The organism is Novosphingobium humi (genome assembly GCF_028607105.1).
Lineage (GTDB): Bacteria > Pseudomonadota > Alphaproteobacteria > Sphingomonadales > Sphingomonadaceae > Novosphingobium > Novosphingobium humi.
In genome coordinates, this window is sequence record NZ_CP117417.1 from 2,900,377 (window position 1) to 2,915,373 (window position 14,997).

Here is a 14,997-nt window from a genome sequence, read left to right on the forward strand (position 1 = left end):
GTCCCTCGCGCTCCCGTTACTGTCGGCGTCACGTCATGAGTTCGGCCAATGGGTGCGGACGCGGGGTTGGAAATGATAAAGCCTGCAGCGCCGTTAAAATGCGCCGCAGGCTTTCAATCATCGCGCATAGCGCCCCGCCTCAAACCAAACCCCACCCCATTCATGGGATTGCAAAGGGCCCCCGCCCTTTGCCCGCCGGAGGCATCAAACCCTGCGAAATATCACTGACAGGCCAGACATTCCTCATAGTCCGTCTGCCCGCCCGCGCTCAGTTCGATCTTGGGCGCCTCGGAGGTGTTGTCCGCCTCGACCCCGCCGGCAAAGCCCGCGCGCTGCACCGACTTGGAACGCAGATAATACAGCGACTTGATGCCCTTTTCCCACGCCTGATAGTGCAGCATCATCAGATCCCACTTGTCCACATCGGCCGGGATATAGAGGTTCAGCGACTGGGCCTGATCGATATAGGGCGTGCGGTCGGCGGCGAATTCGAGCAGCCAGCGCTGGTCGATTTCGAAGCTGGTTTTGTAGGTCGCCTTTTCCTCGGGGCTGAGGAAATCGAGATGCTGGACCGAGCCGCCATGTTCGAGGATCGAGTTCCACACATTGGTGGAATCCTTCGATTTGCTGGCCAGCAGCTTTTGCAGATAGGGGTTCTTGACGACGAACGAGCCCGACAGCGTCTTGTGGGTGTAGATATTGGCCGGGATCGGCTCGATGCAGGCGCTGGTGCCGCCGCAGATGATCGAGATCGAAGCGGTCGGCGCAATGGCCATCTTGCAGGAAAAACGCTGCATCACGCCCATGTCGGCGGCATCGGGGCATGCGCCGCGTTCCTGGGCCAGCAGGATGCTCGCCTCGTCCGCCTTGGCCGAGATGTGCTTGAACATCTTGAGGTTCCACGCCTTCGCCATCGCGCTTTCAAAGGCGATACCCTTCTTTTGCAGGAAGGAGTGGTAGCCCATCACGCCCATGCCGACCGAGCGTTCGCGACTGGCCGAATATTTGGCGCGGGCCATTTCGGACGGTGCGCGGTCGATATAATCCTGCAGCACATTGTCGAGGAAACGCAGCACGTCCTCGATAAAGCGCTTGTCGCCGTTCCACTCGTCCCAGGTTTCCAGGTTGAGCGAGGAAAGGCAGCATACCGCGGTACGATCATTGCCCAGATGGTCCTTGCCCGTGGGCAGGGTGATTTCGCTGCACAGGTTCGAGGTATAGACCTTGAGACCCAGATCGCGGTGATGCTTGGGCATCATGCGGTTCACCGTATCCGAGAACACAAGGTAAGGCTCGCCGGTGGCCAGACGCACTTCGACCAGCTTCTGGAACAGGCTGCGCGCATCGACCTTGCCGCGCACGCTGCCGTCCTTGGGCGACTTCAGCTCAAACTCGCGCCCGTCGCGCACCGCCTGCATGAAATCATCGGTCAGCAGCACGCCATGGTGCAGGTTGAGCGCCTTGCGGTTGAAGTCGCCGCTGGTCTTGCGGATTTCGAGAAATTCCTCGATTTCCGGGTGCGACACGTCAAGGTAAGCCGCCGCCGACCCGCGACGCAGCGACCCTTGCGAAATCGCCAGCGTCAGCGAATCCATCACGCGTACAAAGGGGATGATGCCGCTGGTCTTGCCGTTGAGACCCACCTGTTCGCCAATCCCGCGCACCTTGCCCCAATAGGTGCCGATGCCGCCCCCGCGCGAGGCAAGCCAGACGTTTTCGGTCCAGGTCGAGACGATGCCGTCGAGGCTGTCCTCAACCGTGTTCAAATAGCACGAGATCGGCAGCCCGCGCCCGGTGCCGCCGTTCGAGAGCACCGGCGTTGCGGGCATGAACCACAGCCTGGAAATATAGTCATAGATCCGCTGGGCATGTTCGGCATCGTCGGCATAGGCGTCAGCCACGCGGGCAAACAGGTCCTGATACTTCTCGCCGGGCAGCAGATAGCGGTCATCAAGCGTCTCGCGCCCGAAATCGGTCAGCAGCGCATCGCGCGAAGGATCGGTCACGATGTTGAACCGGCGCGCATCGACGCGCTTGGTGTCCTCGGGCTGCTTGGGCGAGGAAGCGGCGGCGGCCGCCACGCTGAGCAGATCGCCCATGCGTTCGGCGGTCAACAGGTCGGCAGTTGCCATATCGGTCTTGTCATTCATCGGCATAGCCGGGCCAGCGCCCGCCTCCTTCTTATCGGACAGAACGGCGGCGCCATCGGCACCCGTCTGCGGCTCCGTCAGCGGCAAAGTCGAAAGATCGCTGTTGCGTTCGGCTCGCTCATCCCCGCTGCTGAAATCCACGTTCTGCCCCTCCATGGTGTTGAAACTGGTTGTTCCGGCGCCTTCGGGGCTGCTCTTTTCCAAAGAATCGCGCCGCGCCGAGGCTTTGCGGCCTCTGGCGGTCAATAACTAGGGATAGAGGTCGGCGCCCTTCACCGGCCACAACTTGTTGTGCCTCAAAGGCGGAAACATGCGCAAGAGGAAAGCGCGCAATCGCGCATTTTGCCCACACCCGCCCGCCGGGGCGGCGACGCGCCGGAAATCGGGCATTGGCCTGTCACGCAAGAGTCAAATTGGGCGGAATCGAAAAAAGTTCTCCACATCTGGATGCGCCCTGCGGATCGGCTTTGCGCTTCGCACGCGACTGTACTAATCTGCTAGAACACCTCATACCTCGGGAGAACACCGATGTTCCGCCTGATCGCCGCTTTGTTTTCCGGGCTTGTTGTCGGTCTGGTCGCGCGCTTTGTCTATCTGGGGGCGGTCCCGATGGGGTGGTGGATGACGATCCTGCTGGGCATCGGGGGCTCGCTGCTGGCCGATCTGGTGGTCAATCGCGGCGATGTGGGGCGCCCTGCCCGCCCGGCCGGATTCATTGCCTCGGTGGTGGGGGCGATGGCGCTGATCTTCATCGGACGGCACATGGGCTGGCATTGATGTAAATAAGCAACGCCTTGTAATCTTCATAAAATCGTCATCAAAACGTCTCTGTTCCGCCACCTGTCCGTAACAGGGCGGCCCTAGGCCGCGCCCCATCACTGCATCCAGCACATGGGGGTCGTCATGTCCAAACTTTGCCATCTTCTGCTTGCCGCCAGCGCGCTTTGCCCGCTCGGCTCCGTCCATGCCGCCGAAACGCCGGCCGCCGCCGAAGCGCCCGCCGCCGATGCGGGCGAATCGGACGCCATCGTCGTGGTCGGCCAAGGCGTGGTGCGTCAGGCCCAGACCCTGACCACCAAGGATCTGGCCGTGCTGGTTCCCGGCACCAGCCCGTTCAAGGCCATCGAAAACCTGCCCAGCGTCAATTTCCAGAGCGCCGATCCGTTCGGTTCGTATGAATGGGCCATGCGCGTCTCGATTCGCGGCTTCAACCAGAACCAGCTCGGCTTTACCCTCGACGGCGTGCCGCTGGGCGATGCCACCTATGGCAACCTGAACGGCCTGCATATCAGCCGCGCGATCATCACCGACAATATCGGCGCCACCCGCGTGACGCAGGGCGCGGGCGCTCTGGGCACGCAGGCGACCAACAACCTTGGCGGCACGGTCGAGTTTTCCAGCATGGACCCGCTCGACCATTTCGCGCTGGATGCCGCCGCCACCTATGGCAGCTTCAACAGCTGGCGCACCTTTGGCCGGGTCAATGCGGCCAGCGCCAATGGCGATCTGCGCGGCTATATCGCGGTCGATCACCACGAAACCTCGAAATGGAAGGGCTATGGCCAGCAGCGCCAGACGCTGGTGAACGCCAAGATCGTGGGCGATGTGGGCAAGACCCAGCTGTCGGCCTATGCCTCCTATTCCGACCGCGCCGAGGTTGACTATCAGGACCTCAGCCTCGGAATGCTGAACCGCCTCGGCTATAACTGGGACAATGTCTCGAACAATTACGCGCTGGCGGTCAAGGTCGCCGATGTGGCGGCCAACAATGGCTATTCGGGCGCCACGCCGACCAACCCCTCGGCGGGCACGGCATGGCCCGCGCCCTTTGCCAATGCCGACGATGCCTATTATTCGGGCGGCGGTCTGCGCAAGGACTTCCTCGGCTGGGTGGGCGCCAAGACTCAGTTCAGCGAAAAGTTCTCGGGCGAGATCAAGGCCTATTACCACGACAACAAGGGCCGCGGCCTCTGGTGGACGCCCTATGTCAACAGCCCGAACGGCATCCCGCTCTCGCTGCGCACCACCGAATATGCGATCAAGCGCGGCGGCATTTTCGGCCATATCGACGGCGAGATCGGCGCGCACAAGCTGACCGTCGGCGGCTGGTGGGAGCACAATGCCTTCAATCAGGCGCGCCGCTATTACGCCGTGCTCAGCCGCACCGATCCGGGTCAAGGCCTGCTCGACTGGCCGTCCAACCCCTTCGCCACGCAATGGGAGCTGAATTTCGCCACCGAGACGCTGCAATATCATGTGGCCGACACGGTGAAATATGGCGACCTGACCATCAATCTGGGCTGGAAGGGCTTTGCCGTCATCAACAAGGCCAGCCCCGTGATCGCGGGCGGTCGCGCCTCGGGCCGGATCGCGGCCAAGGACTGGTTCCAGCCCACCGTGGGCGCGGCCTACAAGATCGGCGACCATGGCGAAGTCTATGCCGGGTTTGCCCAGTCCACCCGCGCCTATCAGTCCGCCACCACCAGCGGCCCCTTCTCGGCCTCACAGGCCGGGTTCGACGCGGTCAAGGGCAGCCTGAAGCCGGAAAGCTCGGACACGTATGAGGCCGGCTATCGCTATTCGGATGCGCGCATCAACGCCACGCTGGGCGCTTACCTCACCAACTTCCACAACCGCCTGCTGGTGATCCCCACCGCCGCGGGGATCGTGGGCGCGGCCAATCTGCTGTCCAACGTGGGCGGCGTGCGTTCGGCCGGTATCGAGGCGCTGGTCAACGCCCGTCTGGGCCATGGCTTCTCGACCACCCTGTCCTATGCCTATAATGACAGCACCTATCGCGACGACATCGGCACCTACAAGCTGGTGGGCAAAACCACTGTCGATGCGCCAAAGCACCTAGCCCGCGCCGAGCTGGCCTATGATAACAAGGTGATCTTCGGGCGGGTTGCGGTCAATTATATGTCGAAGCGCTATTTCACCTATACCAATGACCAATCGGTGGGCGGCCGCACGCTGGTCGATGCCAGCCTCGGCTATCGCGTCAAGACGCCCTTCTCGGACCGCCCGATCGAGTTGCAGGTCAATGCGACCAATCTGTTCGACGTGAAATATGTCTCGACCATCGGCACTAACGGCTTCGGCTTCAGCGGCGACAACCAGACGTTGATGGTGGGCGCGCCGCGCGCCGTGTTCGGCACGATCAAGGCGGGCTTCTGATGGGCATGAAGGCTGCGTTTCTGGGTCTGTTGCTGGCGGCGGGGATGATCCCCGCCGCCACGGCCAAACCGGCGGCCAAACCGGCGCATCACCCGGTGCTGATGATCTCGATCGACGGGCTGCGTCCGGGCGACGTGATCGAGGCGGACAAGCGGGGGCTGAAAATCCCCGCCCTGCGCGCCCTGCTGGCCGAAGGCGCCCATGCCGGAGGCGTCGTGGGGGTGCTGCCCACGCTCACCTTTCCCAGCCACACGACGCTGATCACCGGGGTCGATCCGGCCCATCACGGCGTGCTCAACAATGTGACCTTCGACCCGACGGCGATCAACCAGGACGGCTGGTACTGGTATGCCAGCGACATCAAGGTGCCCACCTTGTGGGATGCGGCGCGGGCCAAGGGGCTGACCACCGGCAATGTCCACTGGCCGGTCAGCGTGGGGGCAAAAATCGGCTGGAACCTGCCCCAGATCTGGCGCACGGGGCATGAGGACGATGCCAAGCTGTTGGCCGCGCTTTCCACGCCGGGCCTGTTGCCCGAACTGGAGGCCAAGGAAGGCCCCTATGCGCCGGGCAAGGCCGAAGACCTGCCCGGCGACCAGACGCGGGGGCGTTTTGCCGCCCGCCTGATTGCCGCGCATCATCCCGACTTCCTGACCGTTTACCTGACCGCGCTGGACCATACCCAGCATGAGACGGGACCGGACAGCGCGCAAAGCCATGCCGTGCTGGAAAGCATCGACGCCATCGTCGGCAATCTGGTTGCGGCCGAGCGCAAGGCCCATCCCGATGCGGTGATCGCGCTGGTGTCGGATCATGGCTTTGCGGCGGTGGACAATGCCTTCAACCTCAGCCGCGCGCTGATCGACGCGGGGCTGATCCACCTGTCCGCGCCCGACCAATTGGGCCGGCAAAAGATCGAGAGCTGGGACGCGGTGGCATGGGCCTCGGGCGGGTCGGTGGCGGTGGTGCTGGCGCGGCCCGATGATGCCGCGCTCAAGGCCAAGGTGCGCGAGTTGCTGGTGGGGCTGAAGGCCGATCCGGCCAATCGCATCATCGACATGCTGGAAGGCGAGGCCATCGCCAAGGCGGGCGGCAATCCCCGCGCCAGCTTCTACCTCAATCTTGCGCCGCCGATGCTGGCCACCGGCTATGTCGCGCCCGGCCTGCCGCTGCGCTTCGTGCCGCCGACCAAGGGCATGCACGGCTTCTTCCCCGCCGATCCGCGTATGCGCTCGACCTTTATGATTGCCGGGCCGGGCGTGCCCAAGGGCCGCGATCTGGGCGAGATCGACATGCGCGCGATTGCGCCCACGCTGGCGCGGATCATGGGCGCGCGGCTGGATCAGGCCGAAGCCCCGGCGATCACCTTCTGAGACGGCCGACGCGCAGGGTTTGCCCCTGCGCGTCACCACTCCTGCACAATATCGCTCCTGCCCTGCACCACGGGGCATTTATTGTATTTTTATTTGCCGCTCCGCCGGCTTTCCCATACCCCACAATCCGACAACGATAGAACATAACCACAATCAGTCGTCCGTCGGGAGGGTTCAGGAAATACGGGATTAAGCCCTCGCGGAGTTCGATTACTGATGCGATTACACCATATTCTGGTGCTTTTTCTGATGAGCGGCGGAAATGCCGTGGCTCAGGAAAACTATACTCTCGATCATCTTGAGCAATTGGCGCAGGACACCAATCCTGCGCTTCAGGCTGCCCGGCGCGATGTCGCCATCGCCCGCAGCGAGGTGAGCACCGCGCGCGCCCTGCCCAATCCCACGGTTGAATTCATGACCGGCCCGATGCGGTATAAGCCGGTGGCCAGCGGCCTTTCGGGCACAGCCACCAGCTACAGCCTGTCCCAACCGCTCGACCTGCCTTTTTCGCGCATGCCGCGCATCGAGGCCGCCCGCGCCGGATTGGCCGCCAGCGAGGCGGGCTTTGCCGGACAGGTGACCAACTGGATCGCCAATCTGCGCATGGCCTATTACGACCTGCTGCGCCGCACCGCCGAACAGGTGGTGGCCGAGGAAGATGTCGGCATCGTGCGCTCGATGCAGCAAAAAGTGTCGTTCAGCGTCAAGCAGGGCGAAACGGCCAAATTCGAGGCGATCCGCGCCGAGGCCGAATTGCTCAACGTGCAAAAGACCGCCGCCGCCGCCGCGCTGCGGGTTCAGCAGGCGCGCAGCCAGTTGCGGATGCTGGTGGGGCCCGCCCTGCCGGAAAATTTCACTGTAACGGGCCGGTTGCAGGCCTTGCCCAAATTGCCGCCCTTTGACGAGCTGGTCGAACAGGTCGCGCGCACCAACCCCGATCTGGTTCAGGCCCGCGCCCAGCAGGATCAGGCGCGCTATCGCCTGCGCACCGAGGAGGCGCTGCGCCTGCCGCAGGTCGCGCTGCGCGCCGAACGCAGCGGCGACGCCGAACAGGACCAGACCCGCTTTGGGCTCAGCGTCACGGTGCCCATCTGGGACCGGCGCAAGGGGCCGGTGGCCGCCGCCGAGGCGCAATTGTCGAAATCCACGCTGGGGCTTGAGGCGCGCGAATATGCCGTGCGTCAGGAACTGGTGATCGCCTACAAACAGTATGAGATCGCCCAGAACACCGTGGCCGCGCTGGAAGGCGGCGTGGTGTCGCAGGCGCAATCGGCGCTCAAGGTGGCCGAGTCGGCCTATCGCTTTGGCGAGCGCGGGCTGATCGACGTTCTGGACGCCCAGCGTGTGTTCCGCGCCGCACGCGCCGATCTTATCAACAGCCGTTTCGATCTGGCCGTGGCGCTGGTCGAGATCCAGCGCCTCAGCTCCAATCTTGCGCAGAGATAAACCCATGAACAAATTTCCTTTTGTGGCGCTGGCTCTGTCCCTTGCGCTGCCTTTGACACTGGCCTCATGCGGCGATGAGAAGAAAGCCGCCAAGCCCAGGATCGACCCCGAAAGCGTGGTGGCGGGCGCCAATATGCAGGGCCGCGTCAAGGTCGCCCCGGTGGGTGTCGAGGCGGTGTCCGATACGCTGCGCGTGGCGGGCCAGATCACGTTTGATGAAAACCGCGTGGCGCGCATCGGCGCGACCGTAACGGGGCGCGTCACCGACATGGCCGCCAATATCGGTCAGAACGTCTCGCGCGGCACGGTGCTGGGCCGGATCAACAGTTCGGACCTTTCGACCCAGCAGCTCGCCTATCTGCGCGCGCGCTCGCAATATGAGCTGAACCGCCGCGCCGCCGAACGCGCGCAGCAGCTCTATGCCGCCGATGTCATCGCCGCCGCCGAATTGCAGCGCCGCCAGAGCGAGGCCAGCATTTCCCATGCCGAAATGCGCGCCGCCGCCGACCAGTTGCGCCTGCTGGGCGTGTCGGCCTCGGCGCTGGGGCAATTGGGGGGCAAGGGGGTGATCTCCTCCTCCACCCCGATCCTCTCGACAATGAACGGCGTGGTGGTCGAACGCAATCTGGCGCTGGGCCAGGTGGTGCAGCCGGCCGACGCGCTGTTTGTGGTGGCCGATCTGTCCAAGCTCTGGGCCGTGGCGCTGGTGCCCGAACAGCAGGTGCGCTTTGTTCGGCAGGGCCAGACCGTCGCGCTGGAAATCCCGGCGCTGGGCGGAGCCAAGCGCGAGGGGAAGCTGGTCTATGTGGGCCAGGTGGTCGACCCCAAGACGCGCACCGTGGTGGTGCGCACCGAGCTGGACAACCGGAGCGGCGAATTGAAGCCCCAGATGCTGGCGACGATGCTGGTGACGGCCGCGCCCGAAAAGCAGCCCGTGGTGCCCAATGCGGCCATCGTGCGCGAGAGCAACAAGGACTATGTCTTTGTCGAAACCGCACCCTCCAAATTCCGCCTCCGCGCGGTGTCGCTGGGCGAGGAGGTCGCGGGCAGGCGCGTGGTGATCTCGGGCGTCAAGCCGGGTGAGCGCATCGCCATCGAGGGCGCCTTTCACCTCAACAACGAACGCAACCGGCAGGCATTGGAAGGCCAATGATCCAGTCCCTGATACGCGCGGCGCTGCAACAGCGCCTGATCGTGATCGTGGTGGCGGCGGTGCTTTTGGGCTTTGGCCTGAATGCAGCGTCGAAACTGTCGGTCGATGCCTTTCCCGATGTGACCAATGTTCAGGTCCAGATTGCCACCGAGGCCTGGGGCCGCAGCCCCGAAGAAGTCGAGCGCATGGCCACCGTCCCCATCGAGGTGGCGATGACGGGCCTGCCGGGCCTTGAGGAGATGCGTTCGCTCAACAAGCCCAACCTCTCGCTCATCACGCTGGTGTTCACCGACAAGACCAATGTCTATTTCGCGCGCCAGCTGGTGATGGAGCGCCTGATCGAGGTCGGCTCGAAAATGCAGCCGGGGATCGCACCGGTGCTGGGCCCGGTCTCGACGGGTCTGGGCGAAGTCTATCAATATACGCTGGACAAGCCGGGCGACGGCAATTCGGTGCTGAGCCAAGACGAATTGACCCGCCGCCGGACCATTCAGGACTGGGTGGTGCGCCCGCTGCTGCGCTCGATTCCCGGCGTGGCCGAAATCAACTCGCAGGGCGGCTTTGCCAAGCAATATCAGGTTCTGGTCAACCCCGATCAGCTGCGCCACTATTCGGTCAGCGTGGCCGAGGTCTATCAGGCGGTGGCCCGCAACAATGCCAATGCGGGGGGCGGCGTGCTGCCCCAATATGCCGAACAATATCTGATCCGGGGCGTGGGTCTGGTCAAATCGGTCGATGACCTTGGCTCCATTGTTATCCGCGAGAGCGCCGCAACGCCCGTCTATCTGCGCGATGTCGCCGAGGTGAAGATCGGGCCCGGCGTGCGCGACGGCGCGCTGATCAAGAACGGTGTGACGGAAAGCGTGGGCGGGATCGCGATGATGATGGCGGGCGGCAATGCCAAGGCCATCGTGACGAAGATCAAGGAGCGCGTCGAACAGATCAACAGCAAGGGCATGTTGCCCGATGGCTTGAAGATCGTGCCCTATTACGACCGCTCCGAACTGGTCGATGCCGCGATCCACACCGTGGTCAAGGTGCTGATGGAAGGCATCGTGCTGGTGGTGATCGTGCTCTTCGTCTTCCTTGGCGATGTGCGCTCCTCGGTGATCGTGGTGTCTACGCTGGTGCTGACGCCGCTGCTCACCTTCATCTGCATGAATTATCTGGGCATATCGGCCAATCTCATGTCGCTGGGGGGGCTGGCCATCGCCATCGGGCTGATGGTCGACGGTTCGGTGGTGGTGGTGGAAAACGCCTTCCTCCTGCTGGGCCAGACGCGCGAGAGCGGCGAGAGCAAGGTGCGCATCATCCTGCGCGCCGTGGTCGAGGTGGCGACCCCCGTGATCTTTGGCGTGGGCATCATCATCCTCGTCTTCCTGCCGCTGATGACGCTGCAGGGGATGGAGGGCAAGATGTTTGCCCCGCTGGCCTATACGATCGCGATTGCGCTGGCGATTTCGCTGGTGCTCTCGCTGACGGTGACGCCGGTGCTGTCCTCCTATCTGCTGAAAGCGCCGAAGGTGCATGAAGGCAGCCACGGGGGCGAGGAAGACCACGATACCCGCGTTATCAAAGTGATGAAAAGCCGCTATCTCAAGATGCTGCATTGGGCGCTGGGCAATGAAAAGCGCACGATCACGCTGGCGGTGGGCGGCTTTCTGGCCACGCTCGCGCTGCTGCCCTTCCTTGGCACGGCCTTTATCCCGGAAATGAAGGAAGGCTCGGTGGTGCCCGGCATCAACCGCGTGCCCAACATCGCGCTTGATGAATCGATCAAGATCGAGATGGAGGGCATGCGTTTGATCATGCAGGTCCCCGGCGTCAAATCGGCGGTGTCGGGCGTGGGCCGCGGCGAAAGCCCGGCCGACCCGCAAGGCCCCAATGAATCCACCCCCATCGTCAGCCTGAAACCGCGCGAGGAATGGCCCAAGGGCTGGAATCAGGACGATATTGCCGACGCCATGCGCGAAAAACTGAAAGCTCTGCCCGGCGTCCAGATCGTGATGGCCCAGCCCATTTCCGACCGCGTGGACGAAATGGTGACCGGCGTGCGCTCCGACATCGCGGTCAAGGTGTTTGGCGATGACATGGACGAATTGAAGCGGGTGGCCGAGGAAATCGCCCGCGTGGGTCAATCGCTGCAAGGCGCGGAGGATCTGCGCATCGAAAAGGTCAGCGGCCAGCAATATCTCTCGATCGAGATCGACCGGGCGGCGCTGGCGCGCTTTGGCCTCAATGTGGCCGATGTGAACGATCTGCTGGAAACGGCGGTGGGCGGCAAACAGGCGACCGAGATCTTTGAAGGCGAGCGCCGTTTCCCCGGCGTGGTCCGCCTGCCGGAGGCCTATCGCAACAATATCGAGGCGATTTCGAACCTGCTGATCACCTCGCCCGGCGGCGCTCAGGCGCGCCTGGCCGACGTGGCCAAGGTGGTCGTCTCGGACGGCCCGGCCCAGATCAGCCGCGAAATGGGCAAGCGCCGCATCGTCATCGGCATGAACGTCAAGGGCCGCGACCTTGGCGGTTTCGTGGCCGAGCTTCAGCAAAAGGTTGATAAACAGATCAAGCTGCCCGATGGCTATTACCTCGAATGGGGCGGGCAATTCCAGAATATGGAGCGCGCGCTGGGCCATCTGATGATCATCGTGCCGATCACGGTGGCGGCGATTTTCTTCCTGCTCTTCGTGCTGTTCAACTCGCTGCGTCTGGCCTCGCTCATCATTCTGGTGCTGCCTTTCGCTTCCATCGGCGGGATCGTGGGGCTGGCGGTGACGGGGGAATATCTCTCGGTGCCGGCCTCGGTGGGCTTTATCGCGCTTTGGGGCATTGCGGTGCTCAATGGCGTGGTGCTGGTCTCCTATATCCGCAACCTGCGCGATGAGGGCAAATCGGTGCGCGAGGCGGTGGTTCAGGGGGCAACCCTGCGTTTCCGCCCGGTGATGATGACGGCGACCGTGGCGCTTTTGGGCCTGATCCCCTTCCTCTTCGCCACCGGACCGGGGTCGGAGGTGCAAAAGCCGCTGGCCATCGTGGTGATCGGGGGGCTGATTACCTCCACCGTGCTGACGCTGGTGGTGCTGCCCACGATCTATCGCTTCTTTGATGATGAACGCGTCGAGGCCTGAGGGGAGAAAACACCATGGCCATGATTGAAATCCGCGCCGTTGTCCGGCCAAGCCGGGTCGAGATGCTGCGCGCCGCGCTGCGGCAATTGCCGGAATTTCCCGGCATGACCGTGGCCAAGGTCGAAGGGTGCAGCGGCACCGGGAAACTGGGCAACTATCCATGGACGATCAAACAGGAACTGGTCGATTTCACGCCCAAATCCATGATCCACATCGTCGTGGACGAAGCCAATGCCAAGCCGATCTATGACACGATCCGCCAGATCACCCGCACCGCCCGTCAGGGCGACGGGCTGATCTGGACCATGCGGGTTGAACAATGCCTGTTCATCGCCGCGGAGCCGGAGGATTAGGCATCAAGGAAGAGGGCTGGCGATCAGCCCTCTTCTTTTTCCGCCGCTTTGCCGCCTTCGTCCTCGCCATGGGGATGGCGCAGTTCCTCGATATGATTGGCGCGGCGGCGCAGATAATTGTCGCGGGTGGTCGCATAGGGATCGGCCGATTCCTTTTCCTGCCGCAACCGCTCCTTGTTGACCACCCGGCGATCGACGACCCCCAGCACGATCATCGGCACGAGGGCCGCCGTCGGAACGACATTGCGGCCGATCGCCAAAGGCAGGGCCGCACGATCCACAATGCGCCCCGTCAGGTCGCGCAAGGTCGTCGATCCGAACAGGGGCATATAGAGATACGGCCCGTTGGGGACGCCATAAAAGCCCAGCGTATCGGCAAAACCGTTTTCACGGAAAGGCAATCTGAACGGCTTGCGCTTGGCCATATCAAAGATCCCGGCCAGACCGATCGTCGAATTGAGGACGAAACGGGCGACCGTTTCAGCGGTCTTGCCGACCTTGTGCTGCATCAGGAAATTGGCCGCGATCACCGGTTCGCGCAGGTTGTAAAGCGCATTGTGAATGCCATCGCGCACCGGCGAGGGCACAACCGCTTCATACCCTTTGGAAAAAGGCTCAAGCACCGCATCGTCCACCGCCTGTGTCACGGCAAAGGATGCCATGTTGATCGCGCGCGCCGGATCAGGCGCCAGCGGGCGCGATGTTACCACGATGCTGGGCTGTTCCTCGGCGCCGGGAAGGCCGGGGTGACGCGGCGGCACAGGTCTGGCCGCAGGGGCTGCGTGGGTAGAGACCAAGGGCCGGGCCGAAACCGATGCCGATGGCGAAACCGATGCCGATGGCGAAACCGATGCCGATGGCGAAACCGATGGCGATCCTGCGGCGCCATCCTGAACCGCCGGACCATTGGGCGTCATCGCCGCATCCTGTGCCACACTTGACGGCGCGGCAACGCCCGGCGCAGCATCGGGTGAAACCGATTGCGCCCAACATGGCGCCGCCGCCAGCATCCATGCCAGCGCCAGACCACCTTTCACCAAACCGCTCTTGCCCCCACGACAAGCCCTGGCCGATCCCATCATTCCAACATTCCCCAACTCCGGCCCCCGCCATCGCACGATCCTTGTAGAGAACTCGTGCGGACTGCCTAGTGGGAACTACGACAATTTGCGACAAACCGGTGGGAAAATGTCCCTTTTAGGGAAAGCTGCCGGCCATTAACGCATTGCGGGCAAAGGCCACGCGCGGATGGCGCAAGGCCGCGGGCGACCAGACCAGCGAATAGGTGTGTACCGGGCGTTCGATCGGGGCGACGATCTCGGCCAGTTGGCCCTGCGCGATCAGGTCGCCGCACAGATAGCCGGGCAGCGCGGTCCAGCCGAACTCCTGCATCATCAGGCTGCGCAGACAGCGCAGGTCCTGCCCCACCACGGCCGGGCTGACGGGCGGGCCGGGCAGGCGGTTTTCCACCAGCCAGTCCTCGACCAGCGGCCGTTCGAGATGATAGGCCAGCACCGGCTCGGCCATTAACGCCCGGCGCAGATCGGGCGCGGCCATGATGCGCGCGGCCACGCGCGGCGCGGCCACGGCATAGACGCGCTCTTCGTGAATGCGCGCGCTGCGCAAACGGCGGTCGGCCAGCACATAGGCCGAGAGGCCAAGATCGTAATTGCCCTCGATCAGCCCCTGCCGGATCGCCTCGCGGTCGCCGGTGTGCAGGCTGATGCGCAGGCCCGAATGGAGCAGCGGCAAGAGACGCGGCGCCACCACCTCGGCCAGAAAATCGCCATGGCCGATCAGCCGCACCGAACCCGTCATGTCCGAGGAGCGCGCCCGCGCCGCCGCCAGCGCCGCCTCGGCAATGTCGAGCCGGTCGCCAAGGCTGGCGGCCAGCTCCTCGCCTGCCAGTGTGGGGATGACGCCCTTGGGCTGGCGGGTGAACAAATCGCGCTCGATGGCGGCTTCCAGCGCGGCAATATGCTGGGAAACCGCCGGTTGCGTCAGACCAAGGCTGCGCGCGGCCCCGCTGATCGAACGCTGGCGATAGACTTCGACAAAGGTGCGCAGATGCTGAAGCGACATAAGCCATGCCATAAATATTTTTATTGCCAAATGCCAGACTGCTGTGTGGTATGAGGTCAGAAGGAGGCCTAAGGCACAGATGTCCCCCCATTCGAGTCGCCCTTCGTGATCGATCTGTTGCCCCACCCCGCCTGC

At 63.6% G+C, this 14,997-nt stretch carries 10 protein-coding genes; 7 read left to right on the top strand and 3 right to left on the bottom strand.

Translation table 11 applies throughout. The annotated features are described in order from the left end of the window. Positions 1 to 221 precede the first annotated feature (221 nt). On the bottom strand, positions 222 to 2,132 hold the full coding sequence (locus PQ457_RS13705; RefSeq protein WP_420540988.1) for a ribonucleoside-diphosphate reductase subunit alpha: 1,911 nt from the start codon (positions 2,130 to 2,132) through the stop codon (positions 222 to 224). Between the two features lie 546 nt (positions 2,133 to 2,678). Here PQ457_RS13705 and PQ457_RS13710 point away from each other — a divergent pair. From PQ457_RS13710 to PQ457_RS13740, 7 genes are all read left to right on the top strand, one after another. After that, complete coding sequence (locus PQ457_RS13710; RefSeq protein ID WP_273617364.1) at positions 2,679 to 2,927, top strand: GlsB/YeaQ/YmgE family stress response membrane protein; 249 nt, start codon at positions 2,679 to 2,681, stop codon at positions 2,925 to 2,927. Positions 2,928 to 3,053: 126 nt separating this feature from the next. After that, positions 3,054 to 5,327: a TonB-dependent receptor gene (locus PQ457_RS13715; protein ID WP_273617365.1), complete on the top strand. Its 2,274-nt coding sequence runs from the start codon at positions 3,054 to 3,056 to the stop codon at positions 5,325 to 5,327. Then, on the top strand, positions 5,327 to 6,700 hold the full coding sequence (locus PQ457_RS13720; RefSeq protein ID WP_420540942.1) for an alkaline phosphatase family protein: 1,374 nt from the start codon (positions 5,327 to 5,329) through the stop codon (positions 6,698 to 6,700). The genes PQ457_RS13715 and PQ457_RS13720 overlap by 1 nt, the downstream gene beginning before the upstream one ends. 249 nt (positions 6,701 to 6,949) lie before the next feature. Further along, the gene (locus tag PQ457_RS13725; RefSeq protein WP_273617366.1) at positions 6,950 to 8,146 is read left to right on the top strand and encodes a TolC family protein; all 1,197 of its coding nucleotides are present in this window, start codon (positions 6,950 to 6,952) and stop codon (positions 8,144 to 8,146) included. 4 nt (positions 8,147 to 8,150) lie between these two features. Next, on the top strand, positions 8,151 to 9,299 hold the full coding sequence (locus PQ457_RS13730) for an efflux RND transporter periplasmic adaptor subunit (protein ID WP_273617367.1): 1,149 nt from the start codon (positions 8,151 to 8,153) through the stop codon (positions 9,297 to 9,299). Then, positions 9,296 to 12,427: an efflux RND transporter permease subunit gene (locus PQ457_RS13735; protein ID WP_273617368.1), complete on the top strand. Its 3,132-nt coding sequence runs from the start codon at positions 9,296 to 9,298 to the stop codon at positions 12,425 to 12,427. Before PQ457_RS13730 ends, PQ457_RS13735 begins: the two co-directional genes overlap by 4 nt. Before the next feature lie 14 nt (positions 12,428 to 12,441). Continuing rightward, positions 12,442 to 12,780, top strand: a complete 339-nt coding sequence (locus tag PQ457_RS13740; protein ID WP_273617369.1) for a P-II family nitrogen regulator — start codon at positions 12,442 to 12,444, stop codon at positions 12,778 to 12,780. A 23-nt stretch (positions 12,781 to 12,803) separates the two neighbouring features. On the opposite strand, the gene PQ457_RS13745 is transcribed toward PQ457_RS13740, so the two are convergent. Further along, positions 12,804 to 13,817 (bottom strand): MlaA family lipoprotein, encoded by a 1,014-nt coding sequence (locus tag PQ457_RS13745; RefSeq protein WP_273617370.1) that lies wholly within the window; start codon positions 13,815 to 13,817, stop codon positions 12,804 to 12,806. A gap of 160 nt (positions 13,818 to 13,977) precedes the next feature. After that, on the bottom strand, positions 13,978 to 14,862 hold the full coding sequence (locus tag PQ457_RS13750; protein WP_273617371.1) for a LysR family transcriptional regulator: 885 nt from the start codon (positions 14,860 to 14,862) through the stop codon (positions 13,978 to 13,980). Between the last annotated feature and the right edge of the window lie 135 nt (positions 14,863 to 14,997).